Annotated in this window: 19 protein-coding genes and 1 pseudogene; 13 read left to right on the top strand and 7 right to left on the bottom strand. The window is 68.5% G+C overall.

All coding sequences use genetic code 11. The annotated features are described in order from the left end of the window. Positions 1–75: 75 nt before the first annotated feature. The 5 genes from ACI799_RS12490 (at position 76) to ACI799_RS12470 (ending at position 4,956) form a co-directional block, all read left to right on the top strand. Positions 76–351 (top strand): hypothetical protein, encoded by a 276-nt coding sequence (locus ACI799_RS12490; RefSeq protein WP_456613194.1) that lies wholly within the window; start codon positions 76–78, stop codon positions 349–351. 810 nt (positions 352–1,161) lie between these two features. Then, entirely contained in the window at positions 1,162–2,406 is a 1,245-nt protein-coding gene (locus ACI799_RS12485) for a glycosyltransferase (RefSeq protein ID WP_456613193.1), read from the top strand. After that, positions 2,406–2,579 (top strand): hypothetical protein, encoded by a 174-nt coding sequence (locus ACI799_RS12480; protein ID WP_456613192.1) that lies wholly within the window; start codon positions 2,406–2,408, stop codon positions 2,577–2,579. Before ACI799_RS12485 ends, ACI799_RS12480 begins: the two co-directional genes overlap by 1 nt. Then, a complete protein-coding gene (locus ACI799_RS12475; protein ID WP_456613191.1) occupies positions 2,576–4,090 on the top strand; it encodes a hypothetical protein in 1,515 nt (504 codons plus the stop codon). The genes ACI799_RS12480 and ACI799_RS12475 overlap by 4 nt, the downstream gene beginning before the upstream one ends. Beyond that, complete coding sequence (locus ACI799_RS12470; protein ID WP_456613190.1) at positions 4,087–4,956, top strand: polysaccharide deacetylase family protein; 870 nt, start codon at positions 4,087–4,089, stop codon at positions 4,954–4,956. Before ACI799_RS12475 ends, ACI799_RS12470 begins: the two co-directional genes overlap by 4 nt. Here ACI799_RS12470 and ACI799_RS12465 read toward each other — a convergent pair. The 4 genes and pseudogenes from ACI799_RS12465 to ACI799_RS12450 form a co-directional block, all read right to left on the bottom strand. Then, positions 4,914–5,882 carry a hypothetical protein gene (locus ACI799_RS12465; protein ID WP_456613189.1) on the bottom strand — a complete coding sequence of 323 codons (969 nt, stop codon included), beginning with the start codon at positions 5,880–5,882 and terminating at the stop codon, positions 4,914–4,916. The two genes, ACI799_RS12470 and ACI799_RS12465, sit on opposite strands and share 43 nt — an antisense overlap. A gap of 145 nt (positions 5,883–6,027) precedes the next feature. Next, positions 6,028–6,852 (bottom strand): hypothetical protein, encoded by an 825-nt coding sequence (locus ACI799_RS12460; RefSeq protein ID WP_456613188.1) that lies wholly within the window; start codon positions 6,850–6,852, stop codon positions 6,028–6,030. A gap of 355 nt (positions 6,853–7,207) precedes the next feature. After that, positions 7,208–8,002 carry a hypothetical protein gene (locus ACI799_RS12455; protein WP_456613187.1) on the bottom strand — a complete coding sequence of 265 codons (795 nt, stop codon included), beginning with the start codon at positions 8,000–8,002 and terminating at the stop codon, positions 7,208–7,210. A gap of 218 nt (positions 8,003–8,220) precedes the next feature. Then, positions 8,221–9,052 (bottom strand): annotated as a pseudogene (locus ACI799_RS12450) (integrase core domain-containing protein); the annotation flags it as partial. A gap of 408 nt (positions 9,053–9,460) precedes the next feature. On the opposite strand from ACI799_RS12450, the gene ACI799_RS12445 reads away from it, so the two are divergent. The 7 genes from ACI799_RS12445 (at position 9,461) to ACI799_RS12415 (ending at position 20,056) form a co-directional block, all read left to right on the top strand. Further along, complete coding sequence (locus ACI799_RS12445; protein ID WP_456613186.1) at positions 9,461–10,831, top strand: glycoside hydrolase family 5 protein; 1,371 nt, start codon at positions 9,461–9,463, stop codon at positions 10,829–10,831. Positions 10,832–11,496: 665 nt separating this feature from the next. Then, complete coding sequence (locus tag ACI799_RS12440) at positions 11,497–13,026, top strand: FAD-dependent oxidoreductase (protein WP_456613185.1); 1,530 nt, start codon at positions 11,497–11,499, stop codon at positions 13,024–13,026. Positions 13,027–13,055: 29 nt separating this feature from the next. Next, positions 13,056–13,946, top strand: coding sequence for an aldo/keto reductase (locus ACI799_RS12435; RefSeq protein ID WP_456613184.1), 891 nt, complete (start codon positions 13,056–13,058; stop codon positions 13,944–13,946). Between the two features lie 258 nt (positions 13,947–14,204). Then, positions 14,205–14,930, top strand: coding sequence for a hypothetical protein (locus ACI799_RS12430; RefSeq protein ID WP_456613183.1), 726 nt, complete (start codon positions 14,205–14,207; stop codon positions 14,928–14,930). A gap of 53 nt (positions 14,931–14,983) precedes the next feature. Beyond that, positions 14,984–16,600, top strand: coding sequence for a murein biosynthesis integral membrane protein MurJ (gene murJ, locus ACI799_RS12425; RefSeq protein WP_456613216.1), 1,617 nt, complete (start codon positions 14,984–14,986; stop codon positions 16,598–16,600). Between the two features lie 39 nt (positions 16,601–16,639). Further along, a complete protein-coding gene (locus ACI799_RS12420; RefSeq protein WP_456613182.1) occupies positions 16,640–18,118 on the top strand; it encodes a hypothetical protein in 1,479 nt (492 codons plus the stop codon). Between the two features lie 1,062 nt (positions 18,119–19,180). Further along, positions 19,181–20,056: a glycosyltransferase family 2 protein gene (locus tag ACI799_RS12415; protein WP_456613215.1), complete on the top strand. Its 876-nt coding sequence runs from the start codon at positions 19,181–19,183 to the stop codon at positions 20,054–20,056. 482 nt (positions 20,057–20,538) lie between these two features. Here the strand turns inward: ACI799_RS12415 and ACI799_RS12410 are convergent, their stop codons facing one another. The 3 genes from ACI799_RS12410 to ACI799_RS12400 all read right to left on the bottom strand — a co-directional run bounded on the left by ACI799_RS12410 (position 20,539) and on the right by ACI799_RS12400 (position 23,452). Next, positions 20,539–21,657: an LCP family protein gene (locus ACI799_RS12410; RefSeq protein ID WP_456613181.1), complete on the bottom strand. Its 1,119-nt coding sequence runs from the start codon at positions 21,655–21,657 to the stop codon at positions 20,539–20,541. 87 nt (positions 21,658–21,744) lie between these two features. Continuing rightward, positions 21,745–22,104, bottom strand: a complete 360-nt coding sequence (locus ACI799_RS12405; protein WP_456613180.1) for a hypothetical protein — start codon at positions 22,102–22,104, stop codon at positions 21,745–21,747. Between the two features lie 115 nt (positions 22,105–22,219). Continuing rightward, positions 22,220–23,452 (bottom strand): acyltransferase family protein, encoded by a 1,233-nt coding sequence (locus ACI799_RS12400; protein WP_456613179.1) that lies wholly within the window; start codon positions 23,450–23,452, stop codon positions 22,220–22,222. Positions 23,453–23,752: 300 nt separating this feature from the next. Between ACI799_RS12400 and ACI799_RS12395 the strand changes: the two genes are divergently transcribed. Beyond that, on the top strand, positions 23,753–24,733 hold the full coding sequence (locus ACI799_RS12395; RefSeq protein ID WP_456613178.1) for a heparin lyase I family protein: 981 nt from the start codon (positions 23,753–23,755) through the stop codon (positions 24,731–24,733). Positions 24,734–24,736: the final 3 nt, after the last annotated feature.

Here is a 24,736-nt window from a genome sequence, read left to right as displayed (position 1 = left end):
ATAGGTGTGGGGCAATCCGATGAGCATGCAGCGGTAGTGCCGTGGACGGTGGATCACGATGCCGACCCGGCGACGATGAGCGCCACGGTCGTCCTCCGCAGTTCCGGAGCCGAGAGCTACGGCCGCCACGCCGCGCCGGCGTCCGCGTACGGACCGGCCGACGTCCACCGCTTGGCGCCCGTGCCACCTCCCCGTCTCCGTCCGGCGGTGCAGGCCGAGGCCGAGGATCCGGCGGGGGCGGCTGCCGACGACGCGGCGGAGCCCGAGGCCCGGGACCGGTCCTCCCGTGAGGGGTCGATGACGAGCACCGGCTTCTGGGCCCGGCTGCGCCTGCTGCCCAGGGTGGCGTAGCGCGCCGCGCAGGTCTGCCGGTCAGCGCGGCTGCCGGCGGAGTCGCCCGATCGAGGGTGCCGATCCGTCGGCACGTGCGTGATCTACCTCACGGCACCATGTCGCACAGCCGATCGGATCACGGCTCGTGGTAGGCGCCCGGCCTTCTTCGAGCGGTGAGCCGAGGCGTGGCGGGCGAGTCGTCGGTGGCGGGTCGTCCGGATCCGCGCACCGTCCACGAGATCGACAGGGCACAACTCGTTCGTTCGCGCCTGCATGTGTGCCGTGCTGCTGCATTCCCACCGCAGCCCACCACGCTTCTCGGTTCGGCGCAGACCGTGGGATCTCGCGGTCGAGCCACCTCGGACCAGCCGGCACGTCCTCGCACCACTGCTCCTACCAGCCGGTTCTCCTCGGGGTGGGTGCGCCGGCCCGGACCGGGTGGGAGCGCCCGAAGGGGGCTCCGCAAGGGCGGGGAGGCGAGCGAGGGGAATGGTCGATGAATGCGCGAGGGGCTCGGGGGAAATGCGACGAAAAAGGCTCGTGCGGCAGGAACTGAGAGTAACGATGCCAGGCTCGCGCGGCCCGGCGCACGGTCGACTCGGGGGTGAACCCGCACGTCACGCGGCTGTGGCTGAAATGTGGCAGTAACTCAGCGTAGTCAGTTGAGCGCACAAAGATCGCACCGGTAAAGCCTTTCCCGACCACCCTTCCCCGTCATACGTTCTCGGCGCCTGCTCTCGTTGCCGCGGTGAGGAGGAACGTGCGGGATGAAGATCCGTGAGCCCGAGGCGCACTTGCCGGGTCGCTCGCGGCAATCGGGGGGATCCGGTGGGAACTGCAGGAATCGAGGGCGCTCGCACGCATCCTGTGGACGGCCTCGGCCCCGCCGCGGAAGCGCGCACGACGTTCGCGCCGGAGATCCCCCGGCAGTACCGCTTCGAGTCCAACGCCGCGGTGCTGGCGCCGGCCGAGACCCCGCGCACAGCGCCGGAGCCCGGCAGGGGCGCCCATCGCCGGCAGGCGCGCGTCACGGCGGTCATCCCGGCGCACAACGAGGAAGTCGGCATCGCGCAGACGATCGCGAGCCTCCGCCGGCAGACCATGCCACCCCAGCGCATCCTCGTTGCGGCCGACAACTGCACGGACGGCACGGTCGAGATCGCCCGGGCCTTGGGCGTCGACGTGCTGGAGACCCGGGGCAACACCGCCAAGAAGGCGGGCGCGCTGAACCAGGGGCTGGCGCTGGTCCTGGCGGCGCTCGAACCCGACGACGTCGTCCTGTCGATGGACGCCGACAGCCGGCTCAGCCCCGACTTCATCGAGCGCGGGATGCGCTACTTCGAGGCCTACCGGAAGCGCGGTGGCATCAGCGGCTCCTACGAGGCCGCTGACCACCCGTCGCGGATCGGGCTGCTGCAGAAGATCGAGTACGCCCAGGGGCTGCGGACGGTGCACCGCCGCGCGGGCCGGATCCACGTGCTCTCCGGGGCGGCCACCATGTTCACGGCGGAGGCGCTGCGGGCCGTGGCTGCCGCCCGCGGCTCCGCGCTGCTGCCCGGCGTGCCGGGGCAGGTCTACCACGAGGCGTCGCTCACCGAGGACTACGAGCTGACCGTCGCCCTGCAGCGGCTCGGGTACGACCCCCGGTGCGCGCCGGACTGCACGGTGGTCACCGACATCATGCCGACCTGGTCGGACTGGCGGACACAGCGGCTGCGCTGGCAGCGGGGCACGCTCGAGACGCTCATGACGTACGGCTTCGTCGAGCACACGCGCAAGGCGTGGCTGGTCCAGCTGTGGACCTACTTCCGCAGCCTCGTGCCGCTGCTCATGATCGCTGCCTGGTCCTACGCGCTGGCCCTCGAGGAGCCGTCGCTGCACCTGGTCTGGCTGGTGATCATCCCGGTCTTCGTCCTCGACCAGGTGCTGGCGTCGTGGAAGGCGGGCCGGCGGGGCCGCATCTACGCGGCGTTCCTGCTCCCGATGGTCGTCTACGACATGGCCCAGTCGATCGTGAACTGGCAGGCGCTGTCCCGCGCGCTGCACGGCGCCGAGCCCGAGTGGATCACCTGATGGACGCCGGATTCCCCGCTCTCCTGGAGCAGGTGAGCCACGACGGGTTCATGGGCGCCACCGCCGTCCTGACGGCGGTCACGGTGCTGATGCTGTCCCTGGCGGTGCGACGCATCCTCCCGAAGAAGGACCGTGACGGCACCCTGCCGGCGCGCGAGGAGGGACGGCGATGACCGTCACCCCCGCCGCGCCCTCGGGCACCTACCGGGCACCGCACTGGCACGACGCAGTGCTGCTGTCCCTCCCCGCACGCCTGGTCCGCCCGGCGAGCCGCCGGTGGATCGCCCGGCTCCCACTCGTCCTGACGGCCGTCGTGCTCGCGGTCCTGGCGCTGCGGCTGCGCAACGGCGCCTCGGCCGACGAGGCGCTCGCCGTCAACACCGGCCGGGACGTCATCGGGCAGTGGATCGCGCAGGCAGCGGCCGGCGTGCCCGTCGAGGCGCTGCCCGGCGCTCCCTTCCTCTACCCCGTGCTGGCCGCCGCGCTCGACAGCGTCGGCGGGCTGTTCCTCGTTCGCGCGTTCGGGCTGGCCTGTGTGGTCGCCGCGATGGTGCTGCTGTCGGGCGCGGTCGCGGCGTGCTTCCCGCACCGGGCGGGCGTCCTGACGGCGGTCGCCTTCGCGCTGAGCGCGCCGGTGGTGTTCGTCGCGGGGCTCGGGACGGCGGACGCCGTGGCGCTGGCCGGCCTGGCGGCCGCCCTCTGGGCGATCGCGGCGCGCGGCGGCGCCGCATCGGCGCTGGGAGCCGGCGCCCTGCTCGCCCTGGTGCCGGTCCTCCAGTACTCCACCGCCCTCCTCGTCCCGTTCGCCCTGGTCGCGGGGTCGGCCCTGGCCGGTGCCGGTGCGCTCCGCCGGACGGCTCTCGTCGGCGGCACGGCGGTGCTCCTGACGGGCATGGTGCACCTGCTCGGAGCGGGGCCTGGCACGCGGGCGTGGACCGACCTCCTCGGCAACGTGCCGCTCAGCCCGCACCCGTGGACCGGACTGGTCGGGTGGCTCGTGCTCGACATCGGGATCCTCGTGCTGGTGGCCGGCGCCGGGGCGGTGCGGCTCGCCGGCACGGGCAGGTCGAACGCGCTGCTGGCGGCGGTGCTGCTCGCCGCGAGCGCGGTGTTCCCGGCCGCGCAGCTGTGGACGGGATCGGCGGTGGCGTTCGACCGCAACCTGGCGTACTCGGCGCTCTTCCTGGCGCCCCTCGCCGGCCTCGCGCTGACCCGGCTGTCGCGGGGCACGTGGCGGCTGGGGCCGGTGCTGCTGATCCTGCCCGTGCTGGTGCTGTTCGGCGTCTCCCGGTCGGGGGCGGTCTACGCGGCCTGGCCGGACGTGCGGCCGGTCGTCGCCGAGATCCTCGACGACCCCGCGGCGGGGTCCTACCTGGCCAGCGGCACCGCCGCGGCGGCGCTCGAGTACTACACGAACGACCGGCCCGCGGTGCAGTGGGCCGACACCTACGGGCTCTACGCCCGCGGCGAGGACGCCGTCCGGGTGGCCATCGAGGACCTCGACTACGAAGCGATCGTCCTGCACACGGCCAGCACCGGCTCGCCGGCCGAGGACGCCATGGAGGAGGTCATCCTCACGGCGCTGCACGACAACTACACCGACTACGAACTGGTGGCGACCATCCCGGCCTCGGGCGTCGCCGACGCCGACGTCTGGCTGCTCTACCGGCAGGTGGCCCGGTGAGCCGCCGGCGGCGGATGCTGCTGGTCGCGCTGGCGGTCGTCCTGGGGCTGACCTTCACCGGCTACCGGGTGGTCTCGGACGTGTCGGGGAGCGAGGTGGCGTCGGCCGCACCGGCGTCGGCGGGTGAGCCGGTGGAGCTCCGCCCTCTCACCAGCGACTGCTCCGGCGGGTACGTCGTCCTCAGCTTCGACGACGGCCCGCGGCAGCACACCGGCGCACTGCTGGACCGGCTCCGCGACCTGGGCCTTTCCGCCGTCTTCTTCTGGAGCGGGCACAACATCGAGGGCCGGGGGGAGCTCGTCCGGCGAGCCGTCGCCGAGGGGCACGTCCTGGGCAACCACACCCAGTCGCACGCGAACCTCACCACCGGGGAGCTGCCCTCCGGCGAGCAGGTGGCGCCGTGGGGCGACGCGCAGATCCGCGAGGAGCTGCGTCGGGCCAACGAGCTGCTGGTGGCCGAGGGCGCCCCGGTGCCCGACCTCTACCGGCCGCCGTACGGGGCGGTGAACCAGCAGGTGGACGACGTCGCGCAGGCGCTCGGGCTGCGGCTGGTCATGTCCTTCGGCCGGGACGCGAGCGACAACCTGGTCGACTCGCACGACACCGAGGGGATCTCCGCCGAGGAGATCGCGGCCAACGTCGTCGGGCCGATGCGGGACGGCTCGATCATCACCATGCACGACGGCCTGGGGCAGGCGACGCTCAACTCGATCGAGGCCCTCCAGCCGATCGTCGACGCGATGAACGAGCGCGGGCTCTGCGCCACCACCGAGGTGCGGCCCGATGCGACCGGCCGGATGCTGGAGCCCGGGCCGACCGCGGTTCAGGTGCCGAGCTCGGCGCCGAAGGCCTCGGCGAACGGGTAGCCCTCCGCGCTCTCGATCGTCATGTCCCACACGTAGGCGCCACGCACCCGGACTCCGGCGTCGGCGAGGGCGCGGTAGGCGGCGAGGTACTCCTCGACCGGCATCTGCCCCGGGTCGCCGAGCGCGGAGCCGGCATAGGTGGTGCCGATCGTGAACCGGGACGGTTCGAGTCCGCGGTCGACCAACCGCTGCGCTGTGGCCACGATGTCGGCCCGGCGCTTCTCGGGGGTCTGGGGGAAGTCGTAGAACTGCGGCCCGTAGAGGTCGCAGACCCGGCCACGCCACGTCCGGCCGTCCACGGTGGCCTCGCCCTCGGCCAGGGCGAAGTCCTCGTACAGGCGCAGGCCCGGCTCGGCGGAGACGGTGACGGCGAAGTCGGCTCCCCGGCTCGCCTTGAGCCGGGCGCTGGCGCTGACCAGAGCCCGTAGGTCGGTGCCGGCGCCGCCCTGCTCGAGGTCCCAGTCGACGCCGACGCAGCCGTAGGTGTCGCAGATCCGCTCGATGCTGCTGACGACCTCGTCGACCTGCTCGTCGGTGCGCACGACGATCCCGCCGTCCTCCGCGCCGCCGACGGAGAGCAGGACCGCGGCGCCGCGGGCCTGCACGGCCGCGATGTCGGCGCGCATCTGCTCGGGGGTGACGCCGCTGCCCTGGTCGGGGGCGAACTCGAGCCGGCCGGTGCCGGGCTGCGCGCTGGTGGCGAAGGCGAGGAAGAAGACGGTGACGCGGTGGCTGGCAGTGGTCAGCCGGGGCGAGCCGTCGGCCCGCCAGTACTCGGCGACGACCGCCCGGGGGAGGGGATCCACCACGGATGCCCCCTCGGGCTCACCTGTCGAGCGCACTGCGGTGACCACTCCGATCGCGACGGTCAGCGCGACGACGCCGACGAGGAACGGCACCGCCTTCCGGCGGCCAGGAGAGAGCACCGGCACCCCCTCCTGCAGTCGTCCGCGCCCGGGGGTGCCCGGCAGGTGTGCGCGGGCACCCGCTGGGGCCGATCCTAGGAGCCCTGCCGGGCGACCCGGATCCTTCGGGAGGTCGCGTGCCCCCTGTGCCGCGCGGCCCGTGCCGTCACTGGCAGACGGGGACGGCGAAGTCGGTGTTGTGCAGGTACGGGCCACCGGGCGGATCGCCGTTCATGTAGGAGTTCGCCGGCGTCCAGAGGCCGTTCCACGGCTCGGTCTCGACCAGGTACCAGAAGCCGTCGGGGCTGACGCTGGGCACGCTCGGCGCGTAGTAGCGGCAGCGCACCAGGATCCGGGTGTGCGGCGGGATGGCCGGGCCGCGTCCCGAGAGCGTGCGCGGGTCGGCGAAGGTGTTGGCGCCGATGCTGCCGGCCTCCTCCTCGACGAGCGTGCCGTCGCCGGTGCTGGGCAGCGGCACGTCGACCAGGTCGGTGGTGGTGGCGGAGTCCGCCGCGGTGCCGCGCTCGCCGATCACGAAGGCGGTGAGGGCGGAGGAGAGGACCGCGACGAGGACCAGGGAGGCAGCCATCAGCGCCCAGGTGGGCAGCCGGCGCCGGGGCGGTGCCGGGTCGGCGCCCTCGGCGGCGGGCTCGGGAGCCGGATCGGCCGGGGCCACCGGAGCGGCGGGGGCACCGCGGTAGGGCCCGCAGGACTCGACGAGAGCGGGCACCCCGGCCGCCTCCGGGTAGCCGGGCATCTCGGCCCGCGCCCACGTGTCGAGCTCGCGGACGGCGCCGGTCACCTTGGTGCGTGGGTAGCTGCTGGCCATCCAGTTGTCGAGCGTGCGCGCGCTGACCAGCCCGCCGGAGCGCTGGACGAGCTGGTCCTTCCCGCCCGCCGCCGCGATCAGCCAGCCCACCTGCGCCACGAAGGGATCGAAGGCCGGGGTGGTGGCCGCCGGCTCCCGCGGTTCGCCCGTCGACCCGCTCATCCGGCCACCCCCGTAGCTCCCAACCGGTTGCCGGGCAACCTAGCGCAGCGGGGAGCGTTGACGCGCAGACGTGCGCAGATGGTGCTGCGCTCAATCTGCGGGCGGCTTGCCCCCCGCCCTCGTTGCCGTGGCGGCGCGCTGCGGGTTCAGTACGAAGTCGTACCGCATGGCGGAAGGGGCGGAGTGTGCACGCCGTCCTCGCCTCGGCCGAGCTGACCAGCACGGGGGTGGTCAGCTCGGCCCAGCGGACCGATGGGAGCGGCGCAGTGGCCCTGACCCCGCCGCTGCGCCCACTCGGCGGGGGACGGCCGGGTTCGTGCAGCTGTCGCCGCATGCGCCGGGCGCCCGTGGGCGGTCAGCGCAGCCGGCTGTCGATCGACTGCTGCCAGGCCAGCTCGTCGATGACGGCGCGCTTCTCGACGTCGTCGAAGCGCACGTCCTTCCACCGGCGGCGCTGCTCGTCGCCGAAGGCGCCGCCGCGGTACCACTCGCCCTTGCGGGTCAGGAACCAGGAGCGGCCGTGGTAGTCCGGCCCCTCGAAGGCCCAGCCGGTCAGCCGGGTGAGCCCGGTGCGCCGGGTCTCGGGCTCACGCGCGTAGGGGAGCAGGTAGAGGCAGACGTCGGTGAACTGGGCGGCGGTGAGCCGGCGGAGCACGTGGACGGCGGAGCGGACCTGCTGCTCGGTGCGTGCCTCGTCGCGGGCGTAGAGCAGCCAGACGGCGTCCTCGTCGGCGAGCTCGAGCAACGTGGTGCGCTGCCGCAGGCGCTCGGCCTCCGCGGCGGCGGCCTCCTCCTCGCGGCGCTTCTCCTCGGCGACGGCGGCCGCGCGGGCGCGCAGGCGGGCGTTGGCGAGGTCGCGGTCGCACACTCGCCAGCCCTGCCACAGATCGGAGTGGTCGGCGCAGACGGCGCGGGTGCATTCGGTGCACTCGCCGATGGCGGGCTCACCGCAGCGGCAGGTGGCGGCATCCTCGTCGCGGGTCTGGATGTAGACGGTGCCGCAGCGCTGGGGGACGGCCGGCGCCGGTACGGCGTCCGTGCCGGAGGGGGCACCGACGAGCTGGTCGACACGGGCGTCGGCGTCGCACCGCCAGTAGCCGGGGAGGATCTGGGTGCGCGCGGCCGTCGCCCCACAGGAGGGACAGGGCACGCCGCGAAGCGTAGGAGTTGGCGCCGCGGCGGACGGCGTATCTGAGCCGTGTCGGACGCGCCCGTCCCCCGCTGTCACAGCCGCCCCGGCCGTTCGCCGCCGGGGACTTCCGCCGGTCGGCTAGGGGGCCCGAGGGTCTGCGCCGGCACCGGCATGGGTGTGGAGAAGTTGGATGCGGTGCACCTAGCTGTCGTGACCGGACAGGTTGCTCTCGCGGCGAGGCGGCTGATCGGCGGCTGACCTTCGAAAGCGGAGTGGCTGCGGGCAGTGTTGTAGTGCTCCAGCCAGCTGTACAGGGCGGCGGTGCGCTGGTCGTTGCCGCTCCAGCCGGTGGCGTAGGCCCACTCGGTCTGCAGGGTACGGTTGAACCGTTCGGCCTTGCCGTTGGTTTAGGGGCGGCCGGGCTGGATGAACCGGCGGCCGATGCCCAGCTGGGTGCAGGCGGCGATCCAGGCTGCGCCGCGGCGGTAGCTGAGCGCGTTGTCGGTCAGTACCCGCTCGACGGTGAGGCCGTGCCCGGCGAACAAGGCCGCCGCCCGGGTGAGGAAGCCCGCGCAGGTGCTGGCCTTCTCGTCGGGCAGGATTTCGGCGTAGGCCAGCCGGGTGTGGTCGCCGATGGCCACGTGGACGTAGTCCTAGCCCAGGCCGCGACCGCGAACCTCTTCGCTGCGGCCGTGCACCCGCCAGCCACCGCCATCAGGAATGCGGCCGAGCTTCTTCACGTCGACGTGCCGCAGCTCCCCGGGACGTTCGCGTTCATACCGGCGGTCGCTGTGCCGCCGGCCGCGCAGCGATTCCCCGGTGAGCCATCCACCTCGGCCAGCCGCGGCATGCCGGCGCGGGCCAGGACCACGGCGATGGTCGAGGCCGCGATACCCAAGATCGCCGCCAGCCGCACCGGCCCAGCGTGGTGCTCGGTACGGGCGGCCGCGATCGCCGCGGCCGTCTCCGGAGCTGCTTGGCCACCTCACCGGGCCGGTGACCGGCCAGGACACGAGCGACCATCAACTTGCGGGCACACAGCGTCGTGCGGGCATTAGCGTGGGCCACGGAGACCTCCGGTTCGGATAGGCGACGTCAAGCACCGCCACTCCTTCCGGAGATCTCCTTCGTGATCAGGCCACCACGCCGACTGTCAATAACGTCCGTGGTCCATACACGTAGGGCAAGCCCGGCACATCATTTCATCGAGGTGCTAGCGCGGTCCGACGCCCGTTCACGGTTCGCCCTTGACGAGGTACAGAGTCCGTCAGCGCGGATGCTCGCGCGCTGGGCGCGAGGCTGGTTGGCGCGCGGCATGGTGCACCTCAGGCCGGAAAGGTGCGTGCATCGGCCTCACGGCTGCCGGTGACAGTCGCCACGCTGGACACGCGCGCAACTGACGGCCCTTGTCTCTCGGGTGTCCCGCAAGATCGCCGGTCCACACCTAGTCTGGCGTTGGTGAAGAGTGGATCGGCCATGCTCCGCGTCATCGCGGTGGTAGCCACTGGCAGCCTGCTCCTGGCCGGGTGTTCAGACGCGGAGCCCGCAAGCGACGTATCCGTCCGCCAAGGAACAGCGGCCATCGACGGTGTGCCTACCTCGCCCTCTCCGAGTGGAGACGCGACCACCGACCAGAACCACGTGTCGGAACCGTCGAGATCCCCCGCGACTGACGACCGCAACGTGGAATCGCGTGGACGGAATGACATAGGCATACCGCCCTCGGATGGTGAGCTCTCCGCACCGGAGTTCCCTATGTCCCCTCAGTTCCCGGCCCAGGCTGCGAAGCCAAAGGACGAACCCCGGGCGGAGGAGTACGTCTATCTCCGCGGTGTCAACACGCAAGGCGGTGGCGGTTCGCAACACGACCCTAGTCGGGTCCCCGGCACGCGAAGCACTGACTATCACTGGAACAGCGCCCGATTTTACGACTACCTCTACTCGCGCGGTCATCGGATGGTTCGCCTGGATTTCCTTTGGGAGCGGGTGCAGCGTTCCTTCCGGGCTCCTCTGCACCCGGAAGGAATCGCGGAGTTGCAGCGAGCGGTGCAGACGGCGAGCGACGCGGGTCTCTTGGTGCTCCTGGACATGAAGAACTACGGTAGGTACTGGTTGCCGAACGACGAACAAGTCATGTTCGGAGCGGGCATCTCGGCGGAAGACTTCGCCGATGTCTGGCAGCGGCTAGCGACGGTATTCGCGGATGATGGGGCTGTCATCGGATTCGGACTCATGAATGAGCCGTGGGGCCTACCGCCCAGTCCGTCGGGCAGTGAATCGACAGTATGGAAGCGATTCAGCCAGGCGGCCGTAGATGCCATTCGCACAACGGGCGACACGCGCGCCATCTTCGTCGCTGGTGACGAGTGGGGTGGCGCGTGGAACTGGTCTGGGATCAATGGAGAACCGTGGATCTCCGACGCAGTGCAGAACATTGTCTACGAGGCCCATGTGTACTTCGATTCCGACACGTCTGGAACATATGCCAATTCGTACATCGACACGGAAATGGACGCTGTAGCACGAGGCTGGCCTACGCTAGAAGCTCGTGTTCGTTCAGAGGTCGAAAATTTCACCACCTGGCTCGACACATATGACCAGCAGGGGTTCATTGGCGAAATCGGCTGGCCGAGCGGCCCAGAGGCCGAGTCGTGGAACGACGTCGGGAACATGGTTTATGAGCTGCTCAACGAGGCGAACGTTGGAGCGGCATACTGGGCCGCGGGTGAGTGGCTGTCCGAGGGGGCGCTGATGTATCGCCTGGACGCGTACGATCGCGCATATCTGCGGCCGCAGACACAAGCGGCGATCATAGAGGCTCCCTCGAATCTCTCCATTCGGCGATAGTGTTGCGCGGATAAGGTGCGCGAGAGTGGGAGCCGATTGCGGACACCATCGACAGGCGACCTTGGGAGCAGTACCCCCTCGCTATGGCTCGGCCTATTGCGCATCGTGCTGACAGGGTGGACGCAGAGTTTAAGGGATAGCCGCTAGACGGACGACTCCCCGCCTTGGCCATCTGCGGCGGCCACTGTCCGTAGACGCGCAGTTCCATTCCAGACTGTTGGCCTGGCATTCGAGACGTCGTCTCATCTCCGATGGCAGTTGTCAGGGCAGGGCACGGCGAACTCCAGCCCCTCGCCCGGATAGTGGGCGTAGACGAGCATCAGTGCGATCCGTCCACGGAGCGATCGGCACTCCGGTGGCGTCGTCGACCCCCGAGGCGAAGAGTGGGGCGCCGTTGTTCCGGCGCGTGCGCTCCCCGATCGAGCGGCGCTTGCAGTGCGCGCTGTCGATATTGTCGCTAGGCGACTGGCAGTGCATGGCCTGAAGGGCCTTCGGGCCCAGGCGGGGCAGTCGTGCGCGGTTCAACGTCACCTGGCCCAATGTGGGAGGGATGGCGTCGCGGCTCCACGATCCTCGGCCGGTCGCAGCGCCCCCCATAAAGAGTCAACGGCGACATCGATCGTCTCCACCTGCTCCGTCCCTGGGCTAGTCTGCAGCCGTCTAGGGTGAGTGGACTGTCTGCTCACCCGCATGACGCTCGGCTGTCGTCACAGCTGCGGCGACTATGGGGGGGCAAACTGTACTCGGATGTGACAGTCGTAGGTGCCGGCGCTGTGGGGATCGTGGTCGCGCGTCACCTGGCGCGTGCAGGATTCAGCGTCACGCTGCTGGAAGCCGGTGGTGCTCACCAACGTGCGACTGTCGAGACCGTGCATCCCGAGCGGTCGCACCGAGGGGTGGTCGAGGGCTGGGCGACAGGATTGGGCGGTACGACTCAGCGCTGGGGTGGCCAGCTCTGGGCCTGGGAAGATTACGAATTCCAGCCCCGACCGTTCATAAACGCGCCAACCTGGCCAATTGGTCGCGAAGCCCTGCAGCCATACTACCTGCAGTTCCTAAAGCTTGTGGGCGCCAGTGAGGGATTGCAAACGACGCTCCTGGGTGGTCGGCCCGACGCGGGATCTCCGATCAGCTTCACAAAGTACTCAGCCTGGCTGCCATGGGCGACGAGGAACTTCTACAGGGCCTCACGACATGAGCTTCGAAAGCTGCCGGTCGCGATCGTCACCGATCGATTCGCGACCCGCATCGAGTCGAGCAGCCCGGAGCGTGCCACGGTTTGGGCGGAGGGTCGAGACGGCTCATCCCTACGAGTATCGAGTCGGCTGGTCGTGCTGGCCGCCGGCGTACTAGGCAACGTTCGTTTGCTGCAGTTGAATGGGCTTTCGGACTCCCCGTGGTTGGGGCGCGGCTTCATGGACCATGTGTCGGGGCGGTACGCATCCTTCTCTGTTCGTGATCCGCTCCGGTTCGCGCGAACGGCCGGCTCCAAGTACCTGGGCAGAACGCTCTTGACGCCACGGTACGTGACGCAGCCGTCGTACACGAAGCGGAACGGACTGGTCAACGCCTTCGCTCACTGGGAATTCGACCTCTCACCCGATACCACGCACTTCATCGCGCGCAACCTGCTGCGAACGTTCCAGAGGGGCAAGCTCCGTGTAAGCCGGGCCGACCTTGGCGTGCTGCTGCGGTCCGGGCCACGGGATGCAGCGTCGGCCGCCTACTCTGTGGCCGCTCTCCGGCGACGTCCGGTACCCCGTGGAGCGCGAGTACATCTGGTGGTCGATGTGGAGCAACCGCCACGCTTCGACTCCAGTGTGGATTTCAGGGATAGACCGGACGGCTCGCTGTTGCGGACTTCATGGACAGTTGGCTCGGAAGAGCAGGAGGCGTTCCATCGCTTCGGTCAGGACGTCCTCGGCTCACTCGACGTCGCGCAGCTCGGACTCGAGCAAGCTCCGTCGCCGGATGATGCCCATCAACTCACGGACACGTATCACATGATGGGTGGGGCACGCTTCGGTTCCGACGTCTCGGAAGGGGTCGTTGACGCAGACTCGGTGCTCTTCGGAGCGAAGAACGTGATCGTCGCCGGCGCCAGCGCCTTCCCGACCGGAGGCGTGGCGAACCCCACAATGACGGCCGCAGCACTCGCGTTGCGCGCCGTCGACCGCGCCCAGGAGCGGATATGAGTCTCGTGAGCACGCGTCTGAGTTTCGGCATGGCAACCCTCATGCGCGAGCCCGCGCGCGGACGTAGGCGGACGATGCTCTCGGAGGCCTACGACCTCGGTTTCAGGCACTTCGATGTCGCTCCCCTCTATGGTCTTGGAGCGGCCGAGAGCGAGTTAGGAGAGTTCGCGGCTCACAGGCCCGATTGCATAATTACGACTAAGGTCGGTCTGGCGCCAGGGCGATTTGGGCAGGTTCTCTCCAGCGTCCAGCGCCCACTCCGCTGGGGGCTGCAGCGGTCGCCGAGACTCCGTCAACTGGTGAGGGCGCGTGGCGGTAGCGGCGGGACCAACGTCACTCTGACGCCAGAGAGCGTCCGGAGCAGCGTCGAGTCGAGCCTGAAGCGGCTCCAGGTCGAACGCCTGGATTACTTGCTTTTGCATGAACATCCTGCCAAGGAAGTCGCGGACGATGTCTGGGACGTGGTGCAGAGATTGATCAGCCGCGGCGATATCGGATCATTCGGTGTTTCTGGGTCGCCCGCTGTCATCAACTCGAGCGACGTCAACTCCCACCCCCCGATCAGGGTGATCCAAACGTCGGACTGGCTAAGGCCGGAGGTGAAAGTCGTGCGTCCCGACGTCCAATGGCGCCACTATGGCGTGATAGCTCCACACATGGACACGGTTACCTCACTGCTCGGAGATCGCGTGAGGTCGGATGCCATCGAGCGAGTGCTCGACCGAGCCCTACGCACCGAGTCGGACGTGGTCAACGTTCTGGTATCCCTATCTGTTACGGCCCGGAAAAACGCCATGGCCCTGATCGGCACGACACGCCCCGACCATCTTCGGTCTATAGCGAGCTTCGTCGACGGGGGCTTGCCGGATCCCGCTGCGGCCGGCCGAGCGCGTGCGCTGATTGCGGGCGCGCAGGATTAGGCGACCCGGAAGCAGCACCCCGACGAGTCATGTGAGGCTCCTCAGAGTCGGTGCGCCCTCAGGAGCCAAGTAGGATCCGCCAGTCAGGTCTGCCCCCGGGAAGACACCAAGCCAACATGCAGTGCTCGGTGACGAGCCTTTAGGAGATCACTGGTGACCAACGGCGCTGGCGCCGAGGCGACCATGCAGGGTGCAACTCCCGTCCCGCGCCGTAGGCGGTCCGCGAGCGGCCCCAGTCGAAGGCTAGTAGTCGCCTTCATGGCAGCGTTGCTCCTCCTGCCAGCCGGAATCGCTTTTGTGGTGGCATCGCTGCGACCGGACACGTATGCGGCGCGGGCCGAATTCCTGCTAGACGACGGAACTGGCAGCGGCACCGTGGAGCAACAGACGGCGACGTTGCTCAGCCTACTCAGCACTCGGTCGGTACTGGCTCCGATCGCGGAAGGCCACGGGATCACCGTAGAGGAACTCGAAAACAGTATCGAAATCGAGCAACTGGAGGCGGGCAACGTCGTCCGGATTACGGTCGCCGACGAGGACCCCGATGTCGCCCGGGCAATAGCCGAAGACTTGGTCGATTCATACAGCGACCTCGTCGCTGGACTGCGGGGCGGAACGGCGGAACTAAATCTACTTAACGAGCGTCTTGCCGACTTGGTTGCCCGCCAAGGAGTTATTCGCACCGAGTTGCAGCAGCTGGCGAGTAGCTCGGCTCAAGCAGACGTCGAACGGGCGCGGCAACTCCAGTTGGAAAGCGATCTGCTGCAACAGCAGATCTCGGAACTCCAGGGTCGAGCCGTCGACTTGGAAGCCGAGGTGCTGGCTGCGCGGGACGCCATCAAGCTGATCGGCTCTCCGTACGTGCTGGACGCCCCAGTGGCCCCTCAGCCGGTGCGTGCCGCAGCTATCGGACTTCTGATCGGCATTGTATTGACAGTCGGCACGGCGTTGGTCGTCGGCCGGTCGCATACGACGCGTACATGAAGGGGCGGCGGCCGCGATTGCAGAAAGGGACTACGGATCCCTCGTTGACGGCCGTGGTGCCAGCGGCGCCGGGTACTACGACGGGCACGGCCGCCACTTCTGCGCGCGCGAGCCTGTCGGTCGCCGGCTGGACTCTGGTCAGCCGAATAACCGGTTTGCTGAGGGTGGCGGCGATCGCAGCCGTGCTCGGTCCTACGTACCTCGGCAACATCTTTCAGGCGACTAATCTCCTACCGAACATCGTCTTCGATCTGCTTGCTGGATCTCTCTTCACCTCGTTGCTGGTGCCAGCCCTGGTCAGCCACTCCGACAAGGGGAACCGACAAGCGCTGGAGCGGCTGGCCGGGGGCTTCCTGGGCGTGGTCCTTGCGCTCTTCTTCGTCATTACCCTCGTGCTTGTCAGCTTGGCCCCTCTGGTGGTGGGGCTCTTCTCGCTGGGGGTGGACGACCCCGCGGTGGCCGCCGCGCAGGGGCGGACGGGGACCTTCCTACTCCTGCTCGTAGCGCCCCAATTGTGTCTGTACGGGCTGGTGGGAACAGCCTGGGCGGTCCAGAACGCGCAGGGCCGATTCGCCTTCCCTGCCGCAGCGCCAGCTATAGAGAACGTCTTGACGATCGGGGTCATGATTGGTTACGCGATGCTGTTCCAGCAGACGGATCTTGAGTCCGTAGAGACCGGCCAACTGCTATGGCTCGGGCTCGGCAGCACCTTGGCCGTCGCGGTCCATGCAGCGGTGCAGTGGTATGGCGCACGTAGGTCCGGAGTGACCCTGATTCCGCACCTACGCATGCGGGACCCCGAGATCATCCGCATCCTCCGTCTGTCCGTTCCGTCGCTCGGCTTCACGGGTTTGAATGCGGCTCGCATGATGACCGTCTTGATCGTCGCATCAAGTGTGCCAGGAGGTGTCGTCGCCTTCCAGATCGCATATAACTTCTACAGTCTTCCGGAGGCGCTTGTCGCCCGTCCTGTAGCCCAGTCGTTCCTCCCTGAACTGTCTCGCAGTAACGCGGCCGAAGTTAGCGTGCGGTTCGTTCGGACGCTAACCGCTGGCGGCTCGCTGGCCGTCTTCTTCATAGTCCCCGCCGCCGCAGGCCTGCTGGCTCTCGGAGACGCGTTGGCCGCGGTAGTGTCTAACGGGAACATGGACAGCGCGGACGGTCGCGATCTAGTCCAAGCGGCGATCATAGGTCTCGCGCTGGGGTCCTTGGCTCAAGCGCTAATCTTCGTCGGCAGCAGTGCTTTCTTCGCCCGCCAGACTGCTCGGACGCCCTTCTGGGCAAATTGTCTTCGCGCCTTGATGGCGATGGCTGGCCTTATCGTCTACTTCGTCCTCGACGAGGAAATATCTCTTCTAGTTGTAGGCCTCATCGTGTCCGTCGCCGACCTAGCTGGGCTACTACTGATGGTGCTGCTCTTGGGTCTGCAGGGACTCGCAGATGTCAGAGCGTTAGGCGTCGGCCTCATGCGCGCATCGATGGGGGCGCTGCTTATGGGCCTTGCCGCTGATCTGGCTGTCGACCGTCTGGGGAGCGTCGGGACGCCCAGCGCGTTCTCTTTGGTTGTCGGGGTCGCGGTCGGGCTCGTCGTGTATGTCACGTTCCAGTGGGTGACCCGCTCCCCTGAGATCCGTGTCATGTCCAGTGCGATCCGCTCAAGCGCCAAGTGACGGACGAGGTGGGTTGGGTGGTCGTGCAGGCTCGGTCAGATGGTTGAGCAACTTCGGACGTCGGGCACTGAGGCCTTCAGGTATGTGGCGAGCCGGCCTAGCATCGTGGCTGTCAGCTTGGCGGCGGCCGCCATTCTTGGCGTCGTGGTTGGGACGGTACCCCTAGCCGGAGTGGCGGTTGTTGTCGCTGCTGCGGGCCTGTGGCTGACCGCGGAAGTGGCAGCCAAGCCACATTGGGCGGCCCTCATATACGCGGGAGCGACCCCGCTTTTGGTCGGTCTTCAACGGGGTCTGCTTATCCCTGTCGTGCGTCTCAACGAGGCGCTCCTCGCGCTACTCTGGTTTGGCGTCCTCCTCGGGCCCGTGAGGCGCTGGGCGCTGGGTGGCTACCATCGACCGCTCATTCACACGCTCGATATCGCGGTGGTCGCACTGGCGTTCTTCAGTTCCGTCACCACGTTGCTGTGGATGTATGGACGGGGGGTCGCGGCAACGCTCGACGATCTGTTGTACGCGCTCAACATCTGGAAGTACGCCGCCGTCTACTTCCTGTTCCGCCTCGCCGTGAGGACGGAGCAGACTGTCCGGCGAGTCGTAGACATTGTCGTATGGGCCTGTGTCCCAGTGGCCATTCTCGGCTTGCTGCAGGCGCTCGGCGTCGAGCAAGTCCTGTCCCTGCTGCAGCCTTTCGCGTCGGAGGAATTCCCAGAGACCATCGCGAACCGCCGCGCTTCGTCCACCATCGGGGCGCCGATCCCTTTCGCAGACGTCATGGTCATTGCGCTGGCGCTGGCGGTGGGCCGCATTGTCTTCATCGGTTCACGAACGCCTCTAGACATCAGTATGCCGTTCCTGTTCGGCCTCGCGGCCGTCGCGTCGGGGCAGGTTTCGGGGGTGCTGACCTTGGTCATCGCGGTACTCGCTATCGGAAAGTTGCTGAACCGACTGGGGTTGGCCGTCGGTGCGCTCGCCCTCGGCGGAGTGGGAGCGGCCGTCCTTCTTGCGCCGGTGATATCCGCGCGACTGGCGAGCGATGGCGGGGGGATCCCATCAGCCTGGACCGGTGAAAGTGGGCGGCTGGGCAACCTGGCGACGTACGTGTGGCCCGAGCTCAGTAGCGGGCTGAACTGGTTGTTCGGTGTACGTACGGCGGCCCGCATCCCCGCGCCCGAGAGCTGGCGCGACTGGATCTACATCGAGAGCGGCTACGCATGGCTGCTCTGGAACGGCGGCGTGCCCTTGCTGCTCGCCTTTGTAGCCTTTGCGTATTACGCGTTCAAAGCTAGTCGGCCTGCCGGAAGGAAGGCACCTCCAGGCATCGCATCCGTACGCCTCGCAGCGGTCTCAATACTGACGGCGTTCGTCGTCCTGATGGCTGTGGATACGCATCTGACCCTTAGGGGGGCTGCCGACATGCTGTTTCTTCTGCTAGGAATATGCGTGAGCGTGGGTGGTGTCGATGCCCTTGAAGTCGACGGCCGTCCAGAGGCCACCATGTCGCCTTCGGTGCCGAGGTGAGGGCCCGTTCGGTGTCAACAGTTTGATGGAGCCCGGCGCCGTGTCGCGTGGCCGGTCTTGTTAGGAGGTCTGCGGTGAAGCACTGGCACCGAGCGAACTCACCTTGCCGGCTCATGCTCGTGTACTCGCCTGGAGGGCATCGGCGCGAGTTGGAGCTTGCCGTTCGCGGCCTGCGGCCGCGCGTGGTCCTCTGTGCAACTTTCGCACCCGCTCAAGCGGTGACGTTCAAGGAAGCGCCGGCGCAACAACGGACGGTGGTGTTGATGCATCCAAGGCGACGAATAGGTCGACTCCTAGTCAACGCCATCCAGTCGGCGTATTACCTACTCTCGTTCCGTCCGTGCATCGTGGCTAGCAGTGGAGCGGATGTGGCCGTGCCTAGTGTTATCCTGGGCAAGTGGGTTTTCCGGCGGGCCACTCTCTTTATTGAGAGTGCTGGGACTCTGGGGCCAACGCTGACAGGGCGTCTATGCAGGCGTGCCGCGGACTTGATGATCGTGCAGTGGCCCGAGCAGGCGAAGGCATACCCTGAAGCGTCTTTGCTTGAGGAGCCCTTGATATGAGCTTCATGGTCCTCGTCGGGACGACTCCCTTCGGCTGGGACGGGTTGGTCCGAGCCGTGGACGCTGTGGCAGACGAGTTGGGTCACGTTGGGATTGCCCAGGTCGGGAACGGTGCGTACCGGCCGAGCGCACTCAAGTCCGTCAGGTTCATGCGCCATAGCGAGGTCGTGAAGCAGATGGAAGACGTCGACTTAACCATCCTTCATGGTGGTCTGGGCAGTATCGGGGATGCGCTGAGGCATGCCCAGCGCTTCGTCGTAGTGCCGCGTGACCGAGGGGTCGGAATGCGAGGCCGACAGGAAGCGCCGAACGATCAGTGGCCCGTTGCTGAACGTCTAGGTGCGCGCTACGACTTCGTATGCGTCAGGCTGGCACACTTGCGCGAAGGAATTCTGACTGCACTCGCATCGGACGCCAGGGAACCCGTGTCGCCCCCGGTCACGGCGCATGCTTGTATCCGCGATTGGCTCGATACGCGAGGAGTGAAGTTGTCGTGAGCATGCGACCGGTTGTCGTGGTCATAGTCACGTACAATAGTGGCAAGGTCATAAATGAGGCGCTAGCAGGTCTTGCTGGGTACAGCGTCCAAATAGTCGATAACGGGTCGGTGGACGACACCCTAGAGATAGCGGCGAAGTACGATAATGTCTCCGTGCTGAGATCGCCGCGGAACCTGGGCTATGGCGCGGCGGTGAATGTCGGAGCGGCATTGCACCCCGAGTCGGATGTGTTTGTGCTGAACCCGGATGTAGTCGTGCCGGCGGGTGCGATCGAGCGGTTGGCCGAGTGGTCTCAGATGACCGGGACCGGTCTGGTTGCTCCGCGGTTGGTGAACTCGGATGGTTCCCTCCAGTTCTCAGCTCGTAATCCGCAGCATCTGCTCGTAGTACTCGCCAGTCGGACGCCTCTGGGTCGCACGAGAGTTGGGAAGCGCCTGAGGGATTGGCATCACCTCCCGTCGATGGCGGAGCGGCCGCAATCGGTGCCCTGGGTTACCGGTGCTGCGATGTTGGTGGTTCGAGAGGCGTTCGAGGTAGTTGGAGGCTTCGATGTCTCGTACTTCATGTACCACGAAGACCAAGACCTGTGCCTCCGGCTCTGGCGCGCGGGCTGGAGGGTTGTGTACGTACCAGAGGTGGTCTTTCAGCACGGTCATGCCAGGGCTAGCCGGACAAACTGGCTCGCGGCCAAGCGCCACCTGGTGAGTACGCTCAAATTCTATCGGCGCCACCCGAGTGTACTGCTCGGACCGCGGTTCGCGGCGGTTGGGACGGCAGCTTGGACTTCCCCCAGGGGCTCTGGCGGCGACGAGGCACCTAGCCTCGGAAGTGTAACCGTAGGAACTGCGAAAACCATGGATGACGCAGACGGCTGAGTGTACTCGGAACTCTCGGGGGCATTCGTGCATGCCAGATGATCGACCGCGCAGCGACATTGTCGCCGGCGACCCATCTGATTTGAGCTGCTCACAGGATCCCTGGATTGACATCCGTTTCGGTCGCATGGCTGCACCTTCCGGAATGCCGTCCCGAGCCGGGCGTCTTATGCGCAGCCCACTGGGATTGGGGTCGGATGCGTCGGGGATGCGGTTCCCCTCGGGGGGGGGGCATTAGTCGCTTCTTGGTCGGGTAGCCGACCGGCCCCGTCGACGACCCGGTCCCCAAGCCGGCAGCGTGCTCGGACATCAGTCAGTTTCAGATCCCGGGCGTGACAGGCTCTCGTCACTCGAAGAACGGGCATGAAGCCAGCAGGGTTGGCCCGTCCCTAGATGAAGGTCATCGAACTACTCGCTCTAGTCGGGCGCTCCTCCAACCCCATATGGTGCTTGTCGGCTGGGCCGCTGTCGAAGCTAGCCGGTCAGCGAGGGACGTCGGGCAGGGCCTCGTCGGCGAACTCGTCGGCGTTCTGGCCGAGCGAGTCGTTGCGCAAGTACTGCCACATGCGGCCGGCGGTCACGTCGTCCAGGTAGACTACGCTGGCCTCTCCCTCTGTGCCGAGGCCCATCACCGGCGCGGTGAAGAACTCGATGTCGCCGGGGGTCACGTTGCGCATCGAGTAGGCGAGGCTCACTAGGTCGGCGTTGCCCAGGGTGTCGTCGACGCTCACCGCGCTCGTGATCGCGAGCATGGCCGCGTCGAGCTTCGGCGGGCTGGAGAAGGTCTCGGAGCTGAACAACTTGTCGAACATCGCTCGTAGGTACTGCTGCTGCCGCTTCACCCGGTCGAAGTCCCCGCCGGGCAGGCCGTAGCGCTGCGCGAGGTACCAGCGGGCCTGGTCGCCGTCGAGGTGGTTGACGCCCTCGGTGAAGGTGTACGGGCCGTTCTGCGTCGTCTCGGCGACCACCACGTCCACGCCGCCGAGGTCGTCGGTCACCTGGATCAGGCCCTCGAAATCGATGGCGACGTAGTGGTCGATGCGCACCCGCGTGAGCTGCTCGACGGTCTGCACGAGCAGTGACGGACCACCGAACGCATAGCTCGCATTGATCTTGTTCATGCCGTGGCCGGGGATCTCCACCCACGAATCGCGGGGGATGGAGATCAGCTGCGCGTGCTGTCGGTCGGCGGAGAGGCGGGCGAGCATGATCGCATCGGATCGGCCGCCGGGGTCGACGCCCTGCTCACCTTCGCTGCGGGTGTCAGACCCGACCAGCAGGAAGGTGACCGGCTCCTCGCCGGCGCTTTGCTGCGGGGTGGCCGGCACGGGGCGCGCGTCCTCCTCGATGTCGGCGAAGACATCGGAGACGCGATCGATGTTGCCGGCCCAGCGGTCGGCGAGGAACCAGAAGCCGCCGCCGATGAGCAGTACCAGCGCGAGTGCCAGGATCCCGAGGCCGATCAGCACCCGCCGCAGCCCGCGGTGACGGGGGCGTCCCTCTGCCATCTCGTCCGCGTGGTCGCCGTCGGCCACGAGGGGGATGGGGGAGGTGTCACCCGTACGCCCGCTGTCGCGCACGCCGCTGTCGCCGCTCTGCATCGCCTGACCCCCGTCGCCGTCGAACCCGGCCGAGGGTACGGCGACGTAGGAGAGGGCGGGGTTGGCCCTGCCTCGCGGGGGTGAGGCTCAGGCCAGGCCGCGCTCGCGATCGGTCGGCGCGCGCTCGGGGGCGGGGATGCAGTGCCCGATGGCCGGGTGCCCGGATGGGCGCGGCCTGCGTTGGGCCCCCTCTGCCGCGGCCGCGCCCGGGAGCGGCCACGCCTCGTCGGCGGCCGGCTCGTCGTCCGGGCCGGCATGCAGGGTCGTGGCTGCGGCGTCCTCGTCGTCTGCCAGGCGGATCCCGCGCCCGATCACCAGGGCCACGGCGATGCCGGCCGCCACCCACAGTGTGATGAGGATCAGCACCCAGCTCATGGGCTCTTCCTTGGTGTCGCCGGCTCGTCGCCGGATACGCGGGAAACTACCCTGCTTCGTGACCGTGATCACCTACCCCGACGGTACGCCTGCATACCGGCCGGGCGGATCACAGCTGCGCATCGTCAGCATCCCCCGGATCCGGTGAATGTGCCGGGCGGGGGGCGGCCAGCGCCTGTGTGTCGCGCTACCGCTTCTGGACGTGACCGCCGCCGCCGGTGCTCACCGGTAGCGACCCCCCGCGCAGCCGCCGCTCCAGCGGCTTCTCGACAACAGTGAACAGCACGTAGGCGCTGGCGATGGATCCGACCAGGGCCAGCACCGAGGCGCCGAGGGCGCCCGGCACGGTGGTGGGCTCGAGCACGTAGTCCACCGCCCGGATCACCAGCTGGTGGGTGAGGTAGAAGGCGAACGACCACTCGCCGAGCTTCACCAGCACCGGGTGGCGGAACACCGACCGGCGCCCGTCGAGGTCGGCCTGCGCGGCCGTCGCGATGGTGAGCGCGAACGGGATGAACGGGATCGCCACCCAGATCAGGTAGGCGGGCGCGAACGCCGCAACGACGTAGGCGACGGCGACCAGCGCGAGCGAGCCGCCGAGCCCGATGCGGCGGACCCGGGCGCCCTCCTTGATCCACAGCGCGATCAGGATGCCGAGGCAGAACTCCCACAGCCGCTGCACCGGGAAGATGAAGATCGCCCAGTCGGCCACCGTCTCGCCGTGGGTGAGCGGCGCCAGCACGATCGGGGGCACGATCACCAGCACGCAGAGCACCCCGGCGACCCACCACCGCGCCCGCTGCGACAGGCGCATCGCCTGCACGATCAGCAGCGGGAACAGCGCGTAGAAGAACATCTCGCAGGAGATCGACCACGTGACGCCGTTCCCGGCCCAGTAGTAGTCGGAGTCGGGGATCCACGCGTGCAGGCCGAGGAACTGCGGCGCCATGTGCAGCAGCAGCGTGCCGGTCTCCTCCGGGCGGGCCAGTGCGTTCAGCGGGATGAACGCGATCACCGCCACCCAGTACGCGGGCGCGATCCGGGCGAACCGCCGGCGGTAGAACGGGCCGGCCCGGTCACCGGGGCGGTGGGTCCAGGTGAGCACGAACCCGCTGAGGATGAAGAAGAAGCTCACCCCGGCCGCGCCCGGCTCCAGGTACGGGTAGACCGTGTCGGCCACCGGCGTGAACTCGAACGTCGCGATCAGGTGCGAGCCGAAGACCAGCAGCGCCGCGACGAACCGCAGGCCGGTCAGCGAGTCCAGCCGCGCGGTCGGCTTCGCCGGGGTCGGGCCGGACGACGACGCCCGCGGACGCGCCGGCAGCGCCGCCGCGCGGCGCGACTGCCGCTCACCCGCCCCCTGGCCCGCCGGCCGCGTGGCGGCGCTGCGCGATGTCGTGCCGGGGCGCGGTGCCGACACCGCTAACCCACCCGAGGTGCGCCGGGCACCTCGGGCTGCTCGTCCACGACACGCCCGGGGAAGATCATCGCTACCGACAATAAGGGCTGCTCGGCGTCCCCGCTGCGCATCGGGGAACACGGGGCATGAACACCTCGTTTCCACGTGCGTGGCGGTGACCCTGCGGTCACGAGCTCTCGATGAGTAACCTCGGGCGGCCCGCCCGGGGCTGCCCGGGTCGGGCTCGTGCCGGGGGGAGCAGGCCGTCGTCCGGGGCACTGCCGCCCACCGCGCCGAGACCAGGACCAAGAGGGAACCGCAGTGACTCGAGGACGACGACGGCTCCCGCTCGCCCTGGCGGTGGCGGCGTCGCTGGTCCTGAGTGCCTGCGGCTCGGGCGACTCCGACGACGGCCAGGAGGAATCCCCGCACGCCACCGCGCAGCCGACGTCGACCCCGATCGAGAGCACCGCCATCCCGCGGGCCGAGCTCGATCCGGTCCCGACGACGGGGGACCGGTTCACCACCTCCCGGTCGAGGTCCTCCGCCACCTCGGGATCGACGTCGTCGGACCAGCCGGCGGAGCCCGAGCAGGTGTGGAGCTACGCCGACGGCGACTTCTCCGACTGGAGCGAGGTGCAGGCTGCCCGGCCCGAGCAGGTGCGGGTCGTCGACGAGCCGGTCCGCCCCGGGTACGAGTACTCCGCCGCCTTCTCCGCCCGCCCGGGCGACTTCACCTTCGGCGTCGACACCACCATCCGCGGGGAGGTGCGCTCGACCATCGAGGAGGCCGGCGCCCCCCGCGAGGGCGACGTGCAGTGGTACTCGTGGTCGACGTACTTCCCCGAGGACTTCCTGTGGGACGGCGGCGGCGAGTTCCTGATCTACACCCAGTGGCACCAGACGGCGAACGAGGGGTCGCCCAACGTCGACCTCTGGGTCACCCCGGGGCCGCAGCCCGAGATCCGGCTCTCCGTGCGCGGCGGGCTGCAGGGCCGCGAGTCCGCGCAGTACGTCGCCACCTACGACCTCGGCCCGCTGGAGCGGGGCGAGTGGCTGGACCACACCGTCCGCATCGAGTGGTCCACCGACCCGGAGAAGGGCGGCGTGCAGGTGTGGATCAACGACGAGCGGCTGGTCAACGCCGTCGCGGCGACCCTGTTCGAGGGGCAGAGCGTCTACTTCAAGCAGGGCATCTACGCGGCGAGCAACACCCGGCGCGAGCACACCCTCTACTTCTCCGACGCCCGCTGGGGCGAGTCGCGGAAGAGCGTCGCGCTCGACGCGGCGGCGGCCGACTGACGG

It is taken from the genome of Blastococcus sp. SYSU DS0753 (assembly GCF_054051175.1).
This window is presented reverse-complemented; position numbering and strand designations above follow the sequence as displayed.